Annotated in this window: 16 protein-coding genes and 1 pseudogene; 7 read left to right on the top strand and 10 right to left on the bottom strand. The window is 76.7% G+C overall.

Annotation, left to right across the window (positions count from 1 at the left end):
- Positions 1-35 precede the first annotated feature (35 nt).
- The 4 genes and pseudogenes from JOD57_RS24235 to JOD57_RS27390 all read right to left on the bottom strand — a co-directional run.
- Positions 36-1,076: a 3-oxoacyl-ACP synthase III gene (locus JOD57_RS24235; protein WP_204694360.1), complete on the bottom strand. Its 1,041-nt coding sequence runs from the start codon at positions 1,074-1,076 to the stop codon at positions 36-38.
- A gap of 175 nt (positions 1,077-1,251) precedes the next feature.
- Positions 1,252-1,632, bottom strand: a complete 381-nt coding sequence (locus JOD57_RS24240; protein ID WP_204694361.1) for a hypothetical protein — start codon at positions 1,630-1,632, stop codon at positions 1,252-1,254.
- 276 nt (positions 1,633-1,908) lie between these two features.
- Positions 1,909-2,148: a hypothetical protein gene (locus JOD57_RS24245; protein WP_204694362.1), complete on the bottom strand. Its 240-nt coding sequence runs from the start codon at positions 2,146-2,148 to the stop codon at positions 1,909-1,911.
- 221 nt (positions 2,149-2,369) lie between these two features.
- Positions 2,370-2,894, bottom strand: a pseudogene (locus tag JOD57_RS27390) (MFS transporter); the annotation flags it as partial.
- Positions 2,895-2,999: 105 nt separating this feature from the next.
- Between JOD57_RS27390 and JOD57_RS24255 the strand changes: the two are divergent.
- From JOD57_RS24255 to JOD57_RS24265, 3 genes are read left to right on the top strand one after another with little or no spacing between them, the layout of a single operon-like run.
- On the top strand, positions 3,000-3,611 hold the full coding sequence (locus JOD57_RS24255; protein WP_204694363.1) for a TetR/AcrR family transcriptional regulator: 612 nt from the start codon (positions 3,000-3,002) through the stop codon (positions 3,609-3,611).
- Between the two features lie 12 nt (positions 3,612-3,623).
- Positions 3,624-4,802 (top strand): FAD-dependent monooxygenase, encoded by a 1,179-nt coding sequence (locus JOD57_RS24260; protein ID WP_204694364.1) that lies wholly within the window; start codon positions 3,624-3,626, stop codon positions 4,800-4,802.
- A 12-nt stretch (positions 4,803-4,814) separates the two neighbouring features.
- Positions 4,815-5,795 carry a patatin-like phospholipase family protein gene (locus JOD57_RS24265; protein ID WP_204694365.1) on the top strand — a complete coding sequence of 327 codons (981 nt, stop codon included), beginning with the start codon at positions 4,815-4,817 and terminating at the stop codon, positions 5,793-5,795.
- Positions 5,796-5,864: 69 nt separating this feature from the next.
- Here JOD57_RS24265 and JOD57_RS24270 read toward each other — a convergent pair whose 3' ends face one another.
- Positions 5,865-6,068, bottom strand: coding sequence for a cold-shock protein (locus JOD57_RS24270; protein ID WP_204694366.1), 204 nt, complete (start codon positions 6,066-6,068; stop codon positions 5,865-5,867).
- A 253-nt stretch (positions 6,069-6,321) separates the two neighbouring features.
- Positions 6,322-7,311 (bottom strand): hypothetical protein, encoded by a 990-nt coding sequence (locus JOD57_RS24275; protein ID WP_204694367.1) that lies wholly within the window; start codon positions 7,309-7,311, stop codon positions 6,322-6,324.
- A gap of 475 nt (positions 7,312-7,786) precedes the next feature.
- Between JOD57_RS24275 and JOD57_RS24280 the strand changes: the two genes are divergently transcribed.
- Together JOD57_RS24280 and JOD57_RS24285 are read left to right on the top strand one after the other, a co-directional pair.
- Positions 7,787-8,149, top strand: a complete 363-nt coding sequence (locus JOD57_RS24280) for an endonuclease domain-containing protein (protein ID WP_204694368.1) — start codon at positions 7,787-7,789, stop codon at positions 8,147-8,149.
- A 142-nt stretch (positions 8,150-8,291) separates the two neighbouring features.
- Positions 8,292-9,320: a site-specific integrase gene (locus JOD57_RS24285; RefSeq protein WP_204694369.1), complete on the top strand. Its 1,029-nt coding sequence runs from the start codon at positions 8,292-8,294 to the stop codon at positions 9,318-9,320.
- Positions 9,321-9,344: 24 nt separating this feature from the next.
- Here JOD57_RS24285 and JOD57_RS24290 read toward each other — a convergent pair whose 3' ends face one another.
- From JOD57_RS24290 to JOD57_RS27395, 3 genes are all read right to left on the bottom strand, one after another.
- A complete protein-coding gene (locus JOD57_RS24290) occupies positions 9,345-11,054 on the bottom strand; it encodes an alpha/beta hydrolase (RefSeq protein WP_204694370.1) in 1,710 nt (569 codons plus the stop codon).
- Between the two features lie 109 nt (positions 11,055-11,163).
- Positions 11,164-11,982, bottom strand: a complete 819-nt coding sequence (locus JOD57_RS24295; RefSeq protein WP_204694371.1) for a CPBP family intramembrane glutamic endopeptidase — start codon at positions 11,980-11,982, stop codon at positions 11,164-11,166.
- A gap of 177 nt (positions 11,983-12,159) precedes the next feature.
- Positions 12,160-13,758 (bottom strand): lysylphosphatidylglycerol synthase domain-containing protein, encoded by a 1,599-nt coding sequence (locus tag JOD57_RS27395; protein ID WP_372440307.1) that lies wholly within the window; start codon positions 13,756-13,758, stop codon positions 12,160-12,162.
- A gap of 1,187 nt (positions 13,759-14,945) precedes the next feature.
- On the opposite strand from JOD57_RS27395, the gene JOD57_RS24305 reads away from it, so the two are divergent.
- On the top strand, positions 14,946-16,157 hold the full coding sequence (locus tag JOD57_RS24305; protein WP_204694373.1) for a cation:proton antiporter: 1,212 nt from the start codon (positions 14,946-14,948) through the stop codon (positions 16,155-16,157).
- Positions 16,158-16,172: 15 nt separating this feature from the next.
- Here the strand turns inward: JOD57_RS24305 and JOD57_RS24310 are convergent, their stop codons facing one another.
- Positions 16,173-16,742 (bottom strand): hypothetical protein, encoded by a 570-nt coding sequence (locus JOD57_RS24310; protein WP_204694374.1) that lies wholly within the window; start codon positions 16,740-16,742, stop codon positions 16,173-16,175.
- Positions 16,743-16,869: 127 nt separating this feature from the next.
- Between JOD57_RS24310 and JOD57_RS24315 the strand changes: the two genes are divergently transcribed.
- Positions 16,870-19,212: a penicillin acylase family protein gene (locus JOD57_RS24315; RefSeq protein ID WP_204694375.1), complete on the top strand. Its 2,343-nt coding sequence runs from the start codon at positions 16,870-16,872 to the stop codon at positions 19,210-19,212.
- Positions 19,213-19,214 lie beyond the last annotated feature (2 nt).

Consider the following 19,214-nt stretch of genomic DNA (forward strand, 5'->3'; position numbering starts at 1 on the left):
GACGGGGGAGGGCGACTGCCCTGCGCCGTCCGCCGTCACCAGGCGAGCTCGAGGCAGGAGACGTTGAGGCCCGAGCCGATGCCCATGAGGAGCACGCGGTCGCCGCCGGCGAGGGAGTCCTGCTGGCCGGCCAGCGTGTAGGGGACCGACGCCGGGCCGAGGTTGCCCCGCGTCGGGAACGTCGTCGGGACCAGGGCGGGGTCGATGCCGAACCGGTCGCACATCGCCTTGGTGTGCACCTTGGAGACCTGGTGGACGATGTAGCGGCTCATGCCGCCGGCCCAGTCGACGTCGGCGGCGGCGTCGGCCCACATGTCCTCGGACAGCGCCAGGCCGGCGTCGAGCAGGCCCTTGAGGTCGGTCCGCATGAGGTCGTTGTCGCCGACGCACAGCTCGTGGTGCTCGGTGCCCGCGCGGCTCACCGACGCGACCAGACGGTGCCCCTCGGGGTGCCGGTCGGCGCGGCCCAGCACCATGGCGACGGCACCGGAGCCCAGCGTCAGGGTGGCGAACTGGGCGATCACGTCCTTGGACGTCGTGCCCGGCTGGTCGAGCCGGTCGAGGGTGCGCTCTTGCACCGGCTGCGAGTCCTCGCCGTTGACGACGAGGGCGTACTCGACCAGGCCGGAGTCGATCATCGCGGCCGCCAGCTCCATGCCGTTGACGAAGCCCAGGCAGGCGTTGGTCACGTCGAAGTTCTGGCAGGAGCGCGGCAGGCCGAGCGCGTGGTGGACCGCCACCGCGGTCGAGGGCTCGAGGTACTTCCGGCTGACCGACGTGTTGATCATGAGGCCGATGCCGGCCGGGTCGACGCCGCTCTCGCTGATCGCCTTCGCGCCGGCCTCGGCGGCACCGTCGACGAAGGTGACGCCGTCGGCCCACCAGCGGCGTTCGCGGATGCCGGCCAGGCGCTCGAGCAGGCCGCGCCGCAGCCCGACGCGCTGGTAGGTCCCGGCGAGCGCGTCGTCGAGCGCGTCGGAGGTGACCACCCGGGTGGCGTCGGCCGTCTGCAGCGCCAGGACGGCGGTGTTGCCGAACCGGTGCGTGGCGTTGCCGTTCGTGCCTGAGCCGTTCATGTGTGGGCCGATCATCCGTGGGGTCCAGTCCTCTGAAGGGCCGACCTCTCACGCGCCGCCCTCGTCGTCGGGTCCACTACCCGGCCTTCTCCCTGCCATTCCGCGAGCCTCGACACCCCAGGAACGGTACGTGCGCCCGCGCGGGGGGCTCCGGTCGGCCGGGACGGCACCCCGCTCACGGGGCGTCGAACCAGGTGACGTCGTCCGGCTGGGCGGGGAAGGGGTTGGCCCACTCGGACGGCGTCCCGGTGATCGGCTGCGCGTCGGTGACGACCACGAAGGGCGTGCCGGGGTAGACGGCGAGCACCCGGGCGGTGGCGGTGAGCGTCTCGGTGCGCTCGAGGAGCTCGCCGCGGCGCAGCTGCTGCGTGGTCCGCTGCCCGCGCAGTTCCTCCCCGACCTCGGCGACCCACCGGGCGCCGTCCTGGGTGAAGGCGATCGCCTGCACCCGCCGTCCCGGGGGAGCGGGCTCGCAGCCGGCGAACTCGGCGAGCGCCTCGTAGAGCCGTTCCGCCTGGTCGTCGTCGCTCGCCCGGGGGAGGAAGAAGGCCACCATGCGCGCATCCTCTCCGCCGGTACCGACGTCCGGGCGGGGACGGCGTCCGCGCGGTGTGCGCACGACCGCTCCCGGTCCCGCCGTGGCGCCGGGCCGCGCTCACGGGGCAGCCGTCGCCGCGGTGCCGGCCGGGGGTGCGGTGGTGCCCTCGGCCGGCGGGCAGGCCGTCGATGATCAGCGCGGTCCCGGGCGTCAGGGCGAGCCCGAAACCGACGCCGAGGACGAACACGGTCGCCGCGGAGTGCCGGAGCGGAGCCGCGCCGTCGGCCTGGCGGGTCAGCAGCACCAGGCCGGCCGCCATCCGGCCCAGCCCCACGCCGCCACGGCGCGCGCGCCGAAGCGGTGCAGCAGGACCGGGGTGACCTGCGCGGTGGGGGCGATGCCGAGCGCCATCGGCGCCAGCCACGGCGCGGCGTGCAGCGGGGACTGCCCGTGCACGTACTGCAGCCACTGCGGGGCGAGGAAGAACAGGCCGAACGCGGCGGCGAACTGGAGGACGACCGCCGCGCTGCCCACGGACAGGCCGCGGTCGCGGAACAGGCGGACGCGAGCACGGGGTGCCGGCTGTGCAGCTCGTGGACGACGAAGGCCGCGAGGAGCACCAGCCCGGCGGCCAGGGCGGTCGGGGTCGTCCCGTCGGTCCACCCGCGCTCGGGTCCCTCGATGATCCCCCGGACGAGGCCCCCGAGGCCGCCGAGCGCCAGCGCGCCGCCGAGCGGGTCGAGGGGCACGTCCGGGTCGCGCGACGGCGGGACGACCACGGCGCACAGCAGCGCGACGGCGGCGGACAGGGCGCCGAAGGTGATCTGGACGCTGCCCCACCACGCGAACTCCAGGAGGACGCCCGCGAGCGACAGCCCCAGCAGCGCGCCGGCGCCGGAGACCGCGGACCACACGCTGCTCGCCGAGGCCCGGCGCTCCGGCGGGTGGGCGTCGACCAGCACCGACAGCGTGGCCGGCATGACCGCCGCGCCCCCGGCCCCGGCCAGCCCCCGCAGGACGACGTGCGCGGGGTCGGTGACCAGCCCGGACGCCGCGCTGCAGGCGGCGAAGGCGGCCAGCCCGGCCAGCAGCGCCGCGCGCCGCCCGAAGCGGTCGGCGGCGATGCCGAGCGGCAGCAGCAGGGCGGCGAAGGTCAGCGCGCACGCGTTGACCGCCCCCGTCAGCTCGGTCTGCGAGGCCCCCGTGGCGCCCGCGACCTCCGGCACGGCCAGGGCCGGCGACGAGCCGGCGGCGATGACCAGCGCGAGGGCTGCGCACATGACGGCGAGCAGAGGGCCGAGTCGGCCCCGGATCGTCCGGACGGCATGCTGTTCCAGACGATCGATTGACACACCCGTGTCAGGCGGGCCCAGCACGGAGGCCGGATGTCCCAGTGCACGACCCCCGGGCGACTGCTGGACGCCGCCGAGCAGCTGCTGGCCGTCCACGGACCGGCGGGCACCTCGGTGCGCCAGGTGCTGCGCCTGGCCGGCGTGGCCAACGCCGCCGCCGTGGGCTACCACTTCGGCGACAAGGCGGGCCTCGTGGCGGCGGTGGGCCGCCGGGTGGTCGACGAGGTGCTCGCCGACCGCGAGCGCGCGCTGCAGGCCCGGCCCGACGCCGCCGGGGTCGAGGGGCTGGTCGACGGCTGGGTGCGGCCGATCGTCGCGCTGCGGTGCGCGGGTCGGGGCCGCTACGCCGCGCGCGTGTTCACGCGGCTGTTCGACGAGCCGCGCGAGCGGTGGGAGGCCAACGGCGCGGCGGCGGTGCGGGCCTCGGCCGACCGCTACTGCGCCGCCCTGGCGCCCCTGCTGCCGCACCTGGGCGGGAGCGAGCTGGCGTGGCGCTGGCAGAGCGTCACCGCGACGACGGACTTCTACGCCATCGGCGCGCTCGACGACGCCGAGCCGGCGCCGGGCCCGGACGACGTCGACCGGCACGTGCGCCGGCTGGTGGTACCGGGCAGTGCGCTGCTGCGTGCCGACGCGACCGACTGACGGGGGGACGGGATGAGGGCACTCGTGGTGGGCGGCGGTGTCGCCGGCCCGGTCACCGCCATGGCCCTGCAGAAGGCGGGCATCGACGTCACCGTGCACGAGGCGCACCCGGCTCCCGACGGCGACGTCGGCGCGTGGCTCGGGGTGCAGGTCAACGGCCTCGACGCGCTGCGGGCGGTCGACGCCGACCGGCCGGTCCGGGACGCCGGCTTCCCGACGCCGGTGATCGAGTTCCGCAGCGGGACCGGGCGGGTGCTCGGGACGCTGCCGACGGGCCGGGACGGCGCCGATGGCGTGTCGTTGCGGCGGTCGGACCTCTACCGGGTGCTGGGCGAGGAGGCACGGCGCCGCGGCATCGACGTCCGACACGGCTCCCGGCTGGTCGCCGCGGCCACCGGCCCCGGCGGCGTGACGGCGACCTTCGCCGACGGCACGACGCAGTCCGCCGACCTGCTCGTCGGTGCCGACGGCGTCCGCTCCACCGTGCGCGGCCTGCTGGACCCGGAGGCCGCCCCGCCCCGCTTCGTGCCGGTGCTCAACACCGCCGGCTACGCCGAGCACGCACCGGCCGGTGCGGAGGTTGGCCGGCTGACGATGGTCTTCGGCCGGCGCTCGTTCTTCGGCTGGCTGCCGGCCCCGGACGGGCGCACCTGGTGGTTCGCCAACCCGCCCGCGCCGCGGGAGCCGGCGCCCGACGCGGTCGCCGGCAGGTCGGACGCGGAGTGGCGGGCGCTGCTGCGCGACCTGCACCGGGGTGACCGCTCACCCGCGGTCGGGCTCGTCGACGCCACCCCGCACGCGCTGCGCGGGTGGACCACCTACGACGTCCCCGCCGTCCGCCGGTGGCACGACGGGCGCACGGTGCTGGTCGGCGACGCGGCGCACGCCACCTCGCCGGCCGCCGGCCAGGGGTCCTCGCTGGCCATGGAGGACGCCGTCGTGCTGGCCCGCTGCCTGCGCGACCTGCCCGTGGCCGATGCGCTGCCGGCGTACGAGCGGGCGCGTCGGCGCCGGGCCGAGCGGGTCGTCGCGCAGGGGTTCCGGACCAGCAGCGCGAAGGCGCCGCCCGCCGCGGGCCGCGTGGTGCGCGACCTGGTGATGCCGCTGGTGCTGCGACGGCGCGACCCGCAGGCGTGGGTGCGCGACCACCACCTGGAGTGGGACGACCCGGTGGAGGCGGTGCGCGCGTGACAGGCTCGGCGCATGACGCGCGTCGGCCTGGTGCTGGGTGGCGGTGGCGTCGTCGGGCAGGCCTACCACTCGGCCGTGCTGGCGGTGCTGGAGCACGACTTCGGCTTCGACGCGCGCCGCGCCGAGGTGGTCGTCGGGACGTCGGCGGGGTCGATCACCGGGACCCTGCTGCGGCTCGGCGTCTCGGCGGAGGACCTCGCCGCCTGGACGGTGAAGGCGCCGCTGTCCGGTGAGGGCGACGTGATGCGCGCCGTCGCCGCGACGCCCGTCCCCGAGCTGGCGCCCTTCCGCCCGCTCGACCTGCTCCGCCGCCCGCTGCGGCTGCCGGGCCCGTCGATGGTGCACCGGGCGCTGACCCGGCCGTGGCAGTTCCGGCCGATGGCCGCCGGGATGACCCTGCTGGCGCCGGGACAGCACGACATCGTCGAGCAGCTGGCCGCGCTGCGCGAGCTGGAGGAGAAGGCGCCGGGGTGGCCGGCCGCCTCGCTGTGGATCACCGCGGTCCGCCGGCGGGACGGCCGCCGCGTCGTCTTCGGACGTCCCGGCACGCCGCCGGCACCGCTGCACCTCGCCGTCGCGGCCTCGTGCTCGGTGCCCGGGTACTTCGCGCCGGTCCGCATCGACGGCCGCAGCTACGTCGACGGCGGGGTGCACTCCCCGACGAACGCGGCGGTGCTCCGGGGTCTCGGGCTGGACCTCGTCATCGTGGTCTCGCCGATGAGCGGCTCGGCCGGGTGGCGCCCCGACTTCTTCGCCGCGGCCCGCCGGCACGCCACCCGGCTGCTGGACCGCGAGGTCAGGGCGCTGCGGGCGGAGGGGATCGAGACCGTGGTCTTCGCCCCGGGTGCGCGCGAGCAGCAGGTCATGGGCAACGACATGATGTCGCGCGCCCGCCTGAACGAGGTCATCTCGGAGTCGTTCCTCGCCGCCGGCCGCCGGGCCGCGGAGCCCGCGGTCGCCGACCTCGTCCGGCGGGCGGCCGCGGCCGCATAGCGGCCCCGCGACGTGCCGGTGGGGCACGGCGGAGTCCCGCCGTGCCCCACCGGGGCGATCAGACGGCGATCAGATCGCGCGGACGTTCTCCGCCTGGGGACCCTTCTGGCCCTGCGTGACGTCGAACTCGACGCGCTGCGCCTCCTCGAGCGACCGGTAGCCGCTCCCGGAGATCGCCGAGAAGTGGCAGAAGACGTCGGCGCCGCCGCCGTCCTGCTCGATGAAGCCGAAGCCCTTCTCCGCGTTGAACCACTTCACGGTGCCCTGCGTCATGTCGTTCTCTCTTCCGTGCTGGGGTGTCAGGACGGCGGAGTGCCGGTCCCGGGTCGCCGCACCGACCGGCAGGACCGAGAGGAACGTCAGGCAGAGACGACTGCGGACGTTCGTGAACGAAGCAGAGGTACGACAGCGACCGGGGTCGACTGTACGGGTTCCCCAGCGCCGACGGGACGGGCCGCCCCGTCGGCTGCCGGACGGCGGCCGGCCGGGGCCCGCCGGGCACCCCTGCGAGCGGTCCCTGCCCTCCTCAGGTGGCCGGCCGGGCGCGCAGGGCCTCGACCTCGGCGGTCAGGGCCCCGACCTCGGCGGTCAGGGCGCCGATCCGCTCGCTGGCGCGGCGCGCCGTCGCCTCGGCCCCGGCCGCCCGCCGGTCGGCGTCCTCCGCGCGCTGGGCGGTCCGCGCCGCCCCGGTGAGCGCCTCCTGGCGGACCTGCTCGGCGGCCGCCGCGCGGCCGGTGGCCTCCTGCGCCCGGGAGCGCGCGTCCTGCTCGGCGCGCCGGGCCTCGTCCCGCTCCCGCTCGGCGTCGCGGGCCTGCTCCCGCGCGGTGGCCGCGGCGGTCCGCGCCTCGTCCCGGGCGGCGACGGCCTCGTCGCGCTCCGCCGTCCGCGTCCGGACGGTCGCGGTGAGCGTCTGCTCGGTGACGGCCCACTGCGCGCGGGCCCCGACGAGGGCGTCGTGCTCGCGGGCGGCGTCCTCGCGGGCGCGGGTCCCGGCCCGCCGCGCCTCCTCGGCGTCGCGCTCGGCCGCCCGGAGCCGGGTCTCGGTGTCGCGCGCCTGCTGCCGGGCGGCGGCCCGTTCCTCGCCTGCCCGGTCGCGCTCGGCCTCCGCCTGAGCGCGGGCCGTCTCGGCCTCGCGGCGCGCCTCCTCGGCGAGCTCCACCCGGTGCGCGGCCTCGGCCCGGGCGTCGGCGACCTGCTGCTCGGCGGTCCGCCGCGCGGCCCCGGTGGCGCGCTCGGCCGCCTGCCGCGCCTCCTCCGCCGACCGTCGTCCCTCCTCCGCCCTCTCCCGTGCGTCCTCGGCCTCGGCGCGGAACCGCGCGGCCAGCCGGGCCTGCTCCTCGGCGCGCAGCTGCGCGGCGTGGGCGGCGTCGACGTCGGACCGGGCCTGGGCGATCCGGGCCTCCACGGTCGTCTCGTCCCGGTACTGGTCGAGGGCCTCGAGGGCGGCGGTGAGCAGGGCGGACTGCGCCTCGGCGGCGGCCGCGGCCTCGCGGGCCGCCGTGGCCCACCGGCCCACCAGCTGCCGGACCCGGCCCTCCGGGGGGAGGTCCTCGGCCAGCGCTGATACGGCGGCGACCGCACCGGCGGCCCGTGGTGCGGCCGCCCGTGTTCGGGCCCGGCGGGCCGTCTCGGGGTTGTGGTCGGGTCGGTCGCAGAACCGCGGGGGCGGTCCGCTCCGACCCGGCACCCGTTGCCGGCGCGGTTCCGTGCACCCGGGAAACACGCAGTCCTCAGGGGAACCGTCCGTTGCCGGTTGTGTCATGGACAGGACGTTAGATGCATAGATGCAACCATGCATCCATTGATGTCATCGATCAGCTGAACGGCAGGACACCCCACGAGTCAGTCCCCGATGGCTTCGTAGATAAGGTGTTTATCGGTAGCGATCCGGCAGGGAGTTGTGAGGTAAGCAAATGGGGCGCAACCGGATTGAGCACACCTGTGGCCAGCCTCGGGGCACATGGCGTACCTGCCCCTGCACCGTTGTTGTCGTGGCCGAGAGCAAACGGAGGTGGGAGGAGCGCAACCGGCACACTCGCCGCGACTCGGACCTCAAGCGCCGCTATGGCGTGACCGCTGCCACGTACGACCAGATGCGCGAAGACCAGGGCTTCCGCTGCGCACTGTGCCGTACCCACGAAGACGACCTGCCGCTGCTCACCACTGGGCGACCCCGGCGCGATGGCTCACCCGCGGTCAACACGGTCAAATTGGTGGTCGATCACTGCCACACCTCAGGGGTCACGCGCAGTCTGATCTGCCACCGGTGCAACGTCCTGGTCGGCCACGCAGAGAATAACGCCGACCTCCTCGCACTGGCCGCTGAGTACGTCCGCCAGTGGGAGTGCTGCTGATGAGCGAGCCGATGACGAGGGTGGGGTATCGGTTCCTGACTCGAGCGATCATGGTGCACTCGGCTGGCGGCGACACCACTGTGAGCGGCCCAGAGGACAACGACGACGGATCGTGCCACTGGACACCAGCCGGGGGGTCCCCGTGACGTCCCCGACCAGCTCGCACGACGACGTCGCGGATACCGCCGTCGTCCCGAGGCCGTCAGGGAACGACGGGCTGCTCCTGCCCGGTGACCTCGGCTCGGTCGGCTCGTACCTCGCCGCGGCGCAGGCCGACGCCACCCGGGACGCCTACGCGCGCGACGTGCGGGCGTGGGCGGCCTGGTGCGCCGGCCGGTCGCTGTCCTCCGCGCTGCCCGCCGACCCGCTGACCGTCGCCGCCTGGCTGGCCGCCATGGCCGACGAGGGACGCAGCCCGAGCTACGTCTCCCGGCGGCTGTCGGCGCTCAACGACGCGCACCGCTCGGCCGGGCACCCGGCGCCGGGGGACAGCGAGGGCGTGCGGCGCACCCTGGCCGGGATCCGCCGCACCGCCGTCCGCGCCGGCCACCGGCCGCGCCGCGCCCGCGCGGTGGACACCGCGACCGTGCGGGCCCTCGTCGAGGACCTCCCCGGCACCCTCGCCGGCCGGCGCGACCGCGCCCTGATCCTGGTCGGCTACGCCCTCGGCCTGCGCGCCTCCGACCTGTGCTGGCTGCGGATCGAGGACCTCGCCCCGGCCGGGCACGGCGGCCTCGACGTCCTGCTCCGCTTCTCCAAGACCGACCAGGAGGGCGCGGGGGAGACCCTCGCCCTGGCCGAGGGGGTCCGCGAGGTGACCTGCCCCGTCCGCGCCGTCCGGGCCTGGCTCGCCGCGCTGGCCGAGCACGGCGTCACCTCCGGCCCGCTGTTCCGGTCGGTCGGCAAGGGGCGCACGCCGCGGCTCGGGACGGCCCCGCTGACCACCCGCAGCGTCGACCTCGTGCTCGAGCGTGCCGCCCGGCGCGCCGGCGTCTCCACCGAGGGACTGTCCCCGCACTCGCTGCGGCGCGGCTTCGCCACCACCGCCTACGCCCAGGGCGTGCCGGAGAAGGAGATCAGCCGCACCGGCCGCTGGCGGTCCCTCGTCGTCCGCTCCTACGACGCCTCCAGCCGGTGGGCCGACCCGGCCTCCGGCTCCCTGGGGCTGTGACCGCCCGGTCCGGCCCCGCCGTGGTCAGCCGCCCCGGGCGAGGAGGTCGCGCAGCTGCGCGACCCGCTCGGCGTCCCAGCCCGGCGGCTGCAGGACGTGCACCCAGGCGTCGACGTACTGGGACCGGTAGACGTGCCCGTGCCCGTCCGGCACGTTGCCGGCGAACGGCAGGTCGGCCGTCACCTGCCAGAAGGTGACGAACGGGATCCACCGGACCGCGTCGACGACGTCCTCGCCCCGGTGCTCCTCCAGCCAGGTCGGGCGGGCGTAGACGAGCTCCGGGGTCCACCAGACGACGGGGTCGGAGGGGTGCAGGAGGTACAGCACGCGCGAGCCGTCCCACGGCTCGGTGACCGGCGCGATCTCCTCACCGGGGTCGTCGGTGAAGCGGACCGTGCGGCCGTCCCGGTACTCCGGCTCGATCTCGGGGCTGCCCTCGTCCCGGTCGCTGACGAACTCCCGGTACAGCGTGTTGAACTCCGGTGGGCCGGCGAACACGGCCCCGCCCGTCCGGTTGCGCAGGTCGTACTCGCCGCTGAACGCGGTCTCGCCGCCGAACGAGCCCAGGCTCTCGCCCGTCACGACCAGGCGCGGGCGCCCGTCGAGCGGCAGCCGGTTCCAGCGCTCGTACACCGCGTCGAAGAGCTCCCGCCCGGCCTCGCGGGCCCGGTCGCTGTCCACCAGGTAGGAGACGAAGGACGGCAGGTAGGAGTACTGGATGGCCACCGCGGCGCTGTCCCCACCGGCCAGGTACTCGACGGGGTCCACCGCGCCGGGGTCGACCCAGCCCGACCCGGTGGTCGTGACGACCAGGAGGACGGCGCGGTCCAGGCCGCCGGCGCGCACGAGGTCGTCGACGGCGAGGCGGGCGCGCAGCTCGGTGGTGGGGGCGGAGTCGAGCCCGGCGTAGGCGCGCACCGGCTGTGTCGCGGGCGCTCCGGTGAACGCCGCGATGTCGCCGGCCGAGGGTCCGGTCCCCACGAACGTGCGGCCCTCCCGGCCGAGCGACCCCCAGTCGACCAGGGACCCCGGTCCGCCCGAGCGCTCGGCGCCGGTGGGCGCGACCACTCCCTCGTCGGTCCGGCCGTCGCGGACGGAGAAGGCCCGGTCGGCGGCCGCGACCAGCTGGTCGACCACGATCCCGCTGAGCAGGAGCGCCGAGCCCACCAGGACGACGGCCCAGCCGACCGCCCGGGCGGCGCGCGCGCCGATCCACCGGTCGAGCAGCAGCGCGATCGAGCCGCAGACGCGCCGCACCGCGCGGGCCAGCGCGACGAGCAGGACGAAGACCACGGCGGCGACCGCCGGCACCACGACCACGGACAGCGCGCTGTCGGCGGGGGCGTCCATCAGCTCCCGGATGCGGGCCTGCCAGTAGCGGCCGTACGCGGTCGCCGCGACGAAGGAGACGAGCGCGACCCCGCCGAGGACGAGCCACGAGCGCCGCCGGGCGGGCCGCGCGTCCCGGTCCACGACCGCCCGCCAGGCGCCGGCGGCCAGCACACCGACGCCGTAGCCGAAGGCGGCGGTGATGCCGCTGATCAGGCCCTGGGTCAGCCCGGTCCGCGGGAGCAGCGACGGGGTGAGCGACACGCAGAGGAGGACCAGTGCGCCCGCCAGGCCGGGCAGCGTGTAGCGGAAGGGACGGCGCCGCGGCCGGCGCCGGACCGACCGCCGTGCGCGCTGCGGTGGCCGGGTCTCGATCCGGTCCTCGGGGACCGTGAGCTGGTCCACCTGGCACATCCTCCCCCCGGACGAGCGCCGGCGGCGCTGTCCGGGACCTCACGGCCTCGGGACGTCGGCGTCCCGGGCCTGGCGTGTCGTCTCGGTCGCGAGGACCGCGTCAGCGGCCGGCGCCGGCCGGGACGCGCTCGGCGTCGACGGCCGACTCCGGCGCCCTGCGCCAGGCCGGGCGGTCCAGGCCCACGACGGCGGCCACGGCGACCACGAGGACGCCGAAGTAGACGTAGGCGGCACGGTCGGCGTCGGCGCCGTCGAAGCCGAGCATGCCGAAGGTGAACGCCCCCTGGCTGGCGTGGAACAGCACCGCCATGAGCAGGCTGCCGCCGGACCGGTTGAACAGCCAGACGTACAGGAAGGTGATCACCACGGTCGAGGGCAGCCCGATCCAGCCGAGGTTGCCGAGGGCGACCAGCGGGAGGTGCCAGCCCGCGGTCAGGACGCCGAGCACCCCGGCCGCCGCCAGCGGGGACAGCCGGTCCTGCAGGTGCGGCAGGGCGTAGCCGCGGAAGCCGGGCTCCTCGCCCAGCGCGCTGTCGGTCGGGTTGACCACGCGGAGCGCCAGCAGCAGGGCCACGTCGGCCCAGACGATCGAGGAGAGGTCGGGTGCGGGAGCGCCGGTCCAGGACGTGACGAGTCCGGTCACGAGCACCATCAGCACGGGGAGGCCGAGTGCGACGAGGTACCAGACCCAGCCGACCCGCCACCGGACCAGCCGCGAGCCGAGCTCCCGGAAGCCCCGCCGGCCGTCGACGACCGCGATGACGACGAGCGCCGCTACGAGCGGCCCGCCGGGGAAGAAGGGGGTGCCCAGCGAGAACCCGGCCGCGTCGAACGCCCAGGGCGTCCACGACACCGCGTAGGCGAGGGCGAAGAAGCTGGTCAGCCGGTGCTGTCGCACCCAGGTCACGGTGCCGGACACGGGAGCCTCCGTCAGGTGAGGGGAACAGGACCGAGCGTGGGCCCGGCGACCGGGGCGGGACCAGCAGGCGGACCCTCGACCGTCCTCAGGGCTGACCCTGCACCGGGGGTGGTGTCGACGGGCACCTCCACCCGCCGGCGGCCGGGTCCGGCGGCCGGGTCCGGGCCTGCCTCGCGCCTACACGTAGTGCGACCTCCGCAGCCAGCCGAAGGCCGCCCACCCGGGCAGGACCGGCAGCCAGAACGTCGCGATCCGGTAGAGGAAGACCGCCGGGACGGCGGTCGTGTGGTCCATCCCGGCGCCGACGAGTCCCGCGATGAGGGCGGCCTCGAGGGCGCCCAGCCCGCCGGGCGTCGGGGCGGCCGCGGCGACGGCGGCGCCGACGAGGTAGACCGCGCCCACGGTGGCCAGGTCCGGTCCGCCACCGAGGGCCCGCGTCGACAGGTACAGGCAGGCCAGGTAGCCGAGCGTCGTCAGGGCCGACCCGCCTAGGAGCAGCGCGAGCCTGCCGGGGCTGCGCAGGACGTGGGCGACGCCGTGCACGGAGCGGCGCAGCAGCGGCACCAGCCGCGCGGCGACGAACCGCCGCACGGCCGGGACCGCGAACGCGGCGAGGGTGAGCACGAGCACCGCCAGGGCACCCCCGACGACGGGCGACCCGGCCGGCCGGACGGAGCCGAGCAGCGACCGGCCGGCCCAGGTCCCGAACACCAGCAGCAGGACCACGTGGACGACCGACCCGGCCGCGTAGCTGAGACCGACAGCCGTCGTCGCCACCGGGAGGTCCACACCGCTGCGCTGCAGGTAGCGGACGTCCAGCGCCATGCCCCCGAGCCCGGCGGGTGCCAGCTTGCCGGCGAAGGCGGAGGCGAGCTGGGCCACGAGCGTGGGGATCGCCCGCACCCGTGCCGGCACCGCCCCGGCCAGGCTGACGGCGGCCCCCACGTAGGTCAGCGCGGACGTCGCCAGGATGAGCGGCGACCAGGCCCAGTCCGCCTCCCGGACGCGCGCGGCCATGCCGGCGACGTCGCCGAGCTGCGGGACGAGGACGTAGGCGACCAGGACCAGCACCGCTCCCACGAGGAGCGTCCGCGGCCGGATGCGGTCCAGGTCCGCCAGTCGCGGCTCGGGGACACCGCACCGCGCGCAGACGGCGGTCCGGATCTCCCCGAGCAGGTCCCCGTGGTGCTTCGCGGCCTCCCGGGTGGCGCCGCTGAGGCTCTTCGGCTGCAGCCGGGGGAGCGACGCGGCCACCGCCTCCGGTCCGAGCCGGGCGACCGCGGTGTCGACGGCGGGGTCGACGCCGGCCTGCAGCGCCAGGGCGACGAGGAGCTGGGCGACGTCCGCGTCGAGCAGTGCGGGTGTGGCCGCGACCTCGCTGAACCCCCAGTCGAGGAGCCACGGGGCACCCGACCGGTCGAGGAGGAGGTTGGCCCGGCGCAGGTCGCGGTGGGCGACGCCGTGCCCGCGCAGGACGGCCAGCTGGTCCCAGATCCCGCGGAGGACCGGCTCCGTCGCGGCCGTGTCCGGCAGCCGGTCGAGGGTCGTGCCGTCGACGAGGTCGTAGGCCAGCAGCCACGAGTCGCGTCCCACCGGGGCGACGGTCCGGAGCCGGGGCGTGCGCGCACCGGCGTCCCGGGCGAGGAGCGACACCAGCGCCTCGTGCTCGACCGTGCGGCGCAGGGAGGAGAACGGCCGCTCGTCCCCGACGTCCCTCAACCGGAGGAACCGGTAGGCGCGGAACAGCAGGTCCGCGGCGCGGTTGTCGGCGCCCATGACCTTGGCGAACACCTGGTCCCCGTCCCGCAGTCGGGCGGTCCAGGGGACCGACCCCCGGGCGTCGACCGAGGCCGGCTGCACGTCGACCGGCTGGAGGCCGCTGCCGGCCAGAGCCGCGGCCACGGCGGTGCGGGTCGGCCGGCCGAGGGGACGGCCGAACGCCAGGAGCGTCCCGGAGCCGGCCGCGGCGCCGAGCACGAGCGCCAGGCCCAGGGTGGCCGGGACCGCCGGGGGCGCCAGGAGCTGCAGCAGCGCCGTCAGCGCGAGGACCAGGGCCCCGGCGCGCCGCCACCGGCGGGACACGGAGGGCGCGAGGACCACGAACGACGCCGCGGCGACGGCCAGGCCGTCCACCGCCAGCGCGTCGTCGAGGCCTCCCGGCCGGGCGAGCCCGCGGAGCGGGACGTCGGTGCCGCCGCCGTCGACGGCCCACCCGACCCCTCGCGCCAGTGCGGCGGCGAGGGCGCCGCCGACGAGCAGGTGGCCGAACAGCCGGGGGCGGCGCGTCACCAGCGGGACGACCCAGGCCGCGGCGACCGCCGCGACCACCAGCAGCGTGGAGGCACCGGCCACGAGCCGCTCCGGGGTGGGTGCCGCCGAGGCCAGCCGCTGCACCAGGTCCTCGTCCAGCGCCCGGGTCTCCTGCTGCGACCACCGGGCGAGCAGGGCCACGAGGAGGGTCGCGACGGCCAGCACGCCGGTCCGAAGCACGTCGCTGGGGGACCGTTCGTACCCGGTGACCTCCTCCTGGGCGTGGTCCTCCCCGCCGGGTGCGGCGGGCGCGTGCGCCAGGGGCGTCGTGGCGGGCTCCGTCGCCGGCGTGTCCTGCGCCTCGGTGGACCGGGCGCTCCCGTGGCCTGCGGTGCCTGTCGTGTCCATGCGGTCCGCCCTGTGCGTCGTGTGCGCACACCGTGGCGCGAGCGGGGCCGGTCCCGGGGGAGGGGACGCGTCGGCTCCGGGGGACGCCGGCGGGTCCGGCGGGCGCGGCATGACCGGGCCGGGTGACGGGACGACGCTGCGCGACGCCCGGGCGGCCCACCCGGCAGGCCGGACGCGGCGACCGGGCCGCCCCGGCCCGACGACGGCCGCACCGGCGTCCCGCTCTGGACCCGCCCGCAGGTCCTGAGCAGAATCCGGTTCGCGTCGGGAGCGGCGGCGCCGGGGCCGGACGACGGGAGCACCGGGTGGACGGTCTTCTCGGGGTCGACACGCTGGTGGCCGTCGCCGCAGTGGCGCTGGTGGCCCCGCTGGTGGTCGGGTTGCTGCCGCGGCTGCCGGTGCCGCAGGTGGTCCTCCTGCTCGCCGGCGGCGTGCTGATCGGGCCGGGGGTCCTGGACCTCAGCACGCCCGGCGAGGTCCAGGTGCTGGCCGACGTCGGCCTCGGCTTCGTCTTCCTCCTCGCCGGTTACGAGGTGGACCTGCGGCTGTTCGGCCAGGACGCCGGCCGGCGCGCGGTCGTGGCCTGGTCCGCCTCGGTCCTGATCGCGATCGGCGTGGTCGCCCTGCTGTCCGGAGCGGGCCTCGTCCGGGCCTTCGTGCCGGTGGCCCTCGGCCTGACCACCACCGCGCTGGGGACCCTGCTGCCGATCCTGCGGGACAACGGCCTGTTGCACGGCCGGCTCGGGAGGTGCCTGCTGGCGGCGGGAGGGGTGGGGGAGCTGTTCCCCGTCCTGGCGATCGCCGTGTTCCTGGGCACGCAGAACCGGTTCACCGCGCTGGCCTCGCTCGGGGCCGTCGCCGTCCTCGCGCTCCTGCTCGGCCTGGCCCGCCGCGCGGTCCGGGCGGGCGGCCGGCTCGCCACGGTGATCTCGCGGGGCCAGGACGAGACCGCCCAGATCACCCTGCGCGGGACGATCCTCCTGCTCGTCGCACTGATCGCCGTCACGGACCGCTTCCACCTCGACGCCGTGCTCGGCGCCTTCCTCGCCGGCGTCGTCCTCCGCCGCTGGGTGGGCACGTCCTCGCCGGCCCTGGAGTCGAAGCTGGACGCCGTCGGCTACGGGTTCTTCATCCCGGTCTTCTTCGTCTACTCGGGCATGGCCCTCGACCTCCGCTCGATCGCCGAGGCGCCGCTGCGGGTCGTGCTCTTCTTCGCCCTGATGCTCGCGGTCCGGGGGCTGCCCGCGCTGGTGGTCTACCGGGGCGTGCTGGACCGGCGCGAGCGGGTCCAGACGGTCCTGGTGACGGCCACGGCCCTCCCGGTGCTGGTGGCGCTGACCGAGATCGGCCTGCGCAACGGGACGATGCTGCCGGAGAACGCCGCCGCCCTGGTCGGCGCCGGCGTCCTCACCGTCCTCGTGTTCCCCGCCGTGGCCGTCGCGCTCGGCCGGCCGGGCCGGGACGTCGTCGCGGCGGCCGCCGGCCCCGGCGGGTCGCGGCCGCCCGCCGCCGGCTGAGCCGCGCGGGTGCGGTCAGCCCGGCGGACGTCCCCGGCCGGTCCGCCCACCGGGCGGGCTGCCCGCCGCCGGGGCCGGGCCGCCCGGGGGTGTCGCCGGCCCGGCGGAGCGGCCGGGGCGCGGACGCAGCAGCCGGCGCACCACCGGCCCTGCTGCCAGGGCCGTGCCGCCCAGCGCGACGACCCCGACCCCGACGTCCACGGAGACCCGTCCCTGGCGCTGCCAGTAGACGTCCCGCAGGTCCAGCAGGAGGGCGAACTCGTCGACGACCAGGGCCATCCCGGTCCCGTAGCCCAGCGCCACGAGCGGGTGCCGGCGGGTGCGGTCCTCCCCACGGACGGCCACGCCGCCGACCGCCGACAGCAGCGCGATGCCCCACAGGTAGTGGTGCAGGTGCACCCCGCCGGGGGCGACGTCGCGGAACGGGCCGCGGCCGTCCCGGATGCTGTACGTGATGGCCCGGACCGTGCCGAACGTCGTGGCGAAGGCCAGCCAGGACAGCACGGCCGCCTGCCGGAGCGGCGGGAGCTCCTCGCGGAAGGCCCGGGACACCGCATCGGCCCGGAGCGGTGCGGTGGGGTCCACGCCGGGCAACGTAGCGCTCCGGACGGGCGCCCGGGGCGTCCCCGGGGCGGGACGGGAGGCGGGATCGCCGCCGATGGCGTAGGACTGCGCGACGAGGAACGGGGAACGAGCGACGGGGGTACGACACGTGGCACCGGACCGGACGTCCTTCGTCCTCCCCGGGCTCACCGCCCCGGCCGAGGTCGTCGTCGACCGGTGGGGGGTGCCCCACGTGTACGCGGCGACCAGCGACGACGCCTTCCGGGTGCAGGGCTTCACCGCCGCCCGCGACCGGCTCTGGCAGATCGACCTCTGGCGGCGACGGGGACTGGGACAGCTGGCGGAGGTCCTCGGGCCCGAACACGTCGACCGCGACCGGGCCGCCCGGTTGTTCCTGTTCCGCGGGGACGCGCAGCGCGACTGGGCGGCCTACGGACCGGACACCGAAGGGGCGGCGACGGCCTTCGTCGCGGGCGTCAACGCCTTCGTGCAGCTGACCCGGGAGGACCCGGCGCTCCTGCCGGCCGAGTTCCGTCAGCTCGGCTACCGGCCCGCCCTCTGGGACCCCTCCGACGTGACCCGCATCCGCAGCCACGGGCTGTTCGCCAACCTCCGCGAGGAGGTCGCGCGGGCCCTGACGCTCCGGGACCACCCGGCCGCGGTGGAGGACCTCCGCCGGAAGCGGGAGCCCCCGCGGCCCCTCGCGGTGCCCGAGGGGCTGGACCTGGGCCTGATCCCGGACGACGTGCTGGCCGTGTACGACCTGGCCACCCTCCCACCCGTGTTCGGCGCGCCGTCCCCGGACGCCGCGCGCGGCAGCGTGCTCCCCGAGGGCAGCAACAACTGGGTGCTCTCCGGTGCGCGCACGGCGACCGGCCGTCCCCTGCTGGCCAACGACCCGCACCGGGCCGCCGCCGCGCTCCCCGGGCTCCGCTACCTCGTGCACCTCAGCGCGCCCGGCCTCGACGTGATCGGCGCCGGCGAGCCGGCGCTGCCGGGGATCTCCATCGGCCACAACGGCCGCGTCGCCTTCGGGCTCACGATCTTCCCCGTCGACCAGGAGGACCTCTACGTCTACGCGACCGACCCGGAGGACCCGCTGCGGTACCGCTACGGGGACGGCTGGGAGGCGATGCGGGTCGAGCGCGAGACGATCGCCGTCCGGGACGGGGAGCCGGTCGAGGTGGAGCTGCTGTTCACCCGGCACGGGCCGGTGATCCGCACCGACCCGGCCACCGGCACCGCGTTCGCCGTCCGGGCGGCGTGGCTCGGACCGGGGATGGCCCCCTACCTCGGGAGCATCGAGTACCTGCGCGCCCGGGACGGGAACGCGTTCCGGGCCGCGATGGGCCGCTGGGGCGCGCCCCCGGAGAACCAGGTGTACGCCGACACCGGCGGGACCATCGGCTGGACGGCCGGCGGGCGCACCCCACGGCGGCCGAACTGGGACGGCACGCTGCCGGTGCCCGGCGACGGCCGGTACGAGTGGGCCGGCTTCCTCGACGCCGACGAGCTCCCGGCGTCGGTCGACCCGCCCTCGGGGTCCATCGCCACGGCCAACGAGATGAACCTGCCCGCGGACTTCCCCGCGGAGCGGCACGTCTCCTACGACTGGTCGGCGCCGTACCGGCGGCAGCGCATCGACGAGGTGCTGGCCGCCACGCCGGCGGCGACGCCGCAGGACGCGGTGGCGCTGCAGGTCGACGTGCTGAGCGTCCCCGCCCGCCGGATCCTGACCCGGGTCCGCGCCCTCCCGCTGCCGGACGACGTCGACGGGCTCGACCTCCTGCTCGGCTGGGACGTGCAGCTCCGGGCCGACTCGGCGGCCGCCGCCCTGTTCGAGGTCTGGTACCGGCGGCACCTGCGGCCCGCCCTGCTCCGGCGGGCCCTGGCGCAGCTCGTCGCCCCGGCCGCGGTGCCGGACGCCGCCGCGCGGATCGCGGGGCAGGAGGACGCCCTCGCCGACGCGCGGGTCGACGTCGAGCTGGTCGAGGAGCCCGGCGACCGGCTCGGCCCGGATCCCGAGCAGGTCCTCGCCGGGGTCGTCGCGGAGACGGTGCCGGCGGCCGTCGCCGAGGTGGAACGGCTGCTGGGGCCCGACCGGGAGCGGTGGGCCTGGGGACGGCTGCACGTCGCGCGGATGACCCACCCGTTCGCGGCCCTGCTCAGCGGGCTGCCGGAGGACCAGCTGGCCGTCGGCCCGCTGCCCCGCGGTGGCAGCGGGGACACGGTGGGCAACACCGCGTACGGACCGGACTTCGTGCAGACCTCCGGCGCGACCTTCCGCATCGCCGTCGACGTCGGCGCCTGGGACGAGTCCCTGGCGATGAACGCCCCCGGCCAGTCCGGCCGCCTCGGGACCCCCCACGCGACCGACCTCTTCGGCCCCTGGGCCCGCGGGGAGGCCTTCCCCCTCCGCTACAGCCGCGAGCAGGTGGACGCGGCCGCCGAGCTGCGGATCACCCTGCACCCCTCGCCCCCCACCGCCTGAAC

Source organism: Geodermatophilus bullaregiensis (genome assembly GCF_016907675.1).
In the GTDB taxonomy this organism is placed as follows: domain Bacteria; phylum Actinomycetota; class Actinomycetes; order Mycobacteriales; family Geodermatophilaceae; genus Geodermatophilus; species Geodermatophilus bullaregiensis.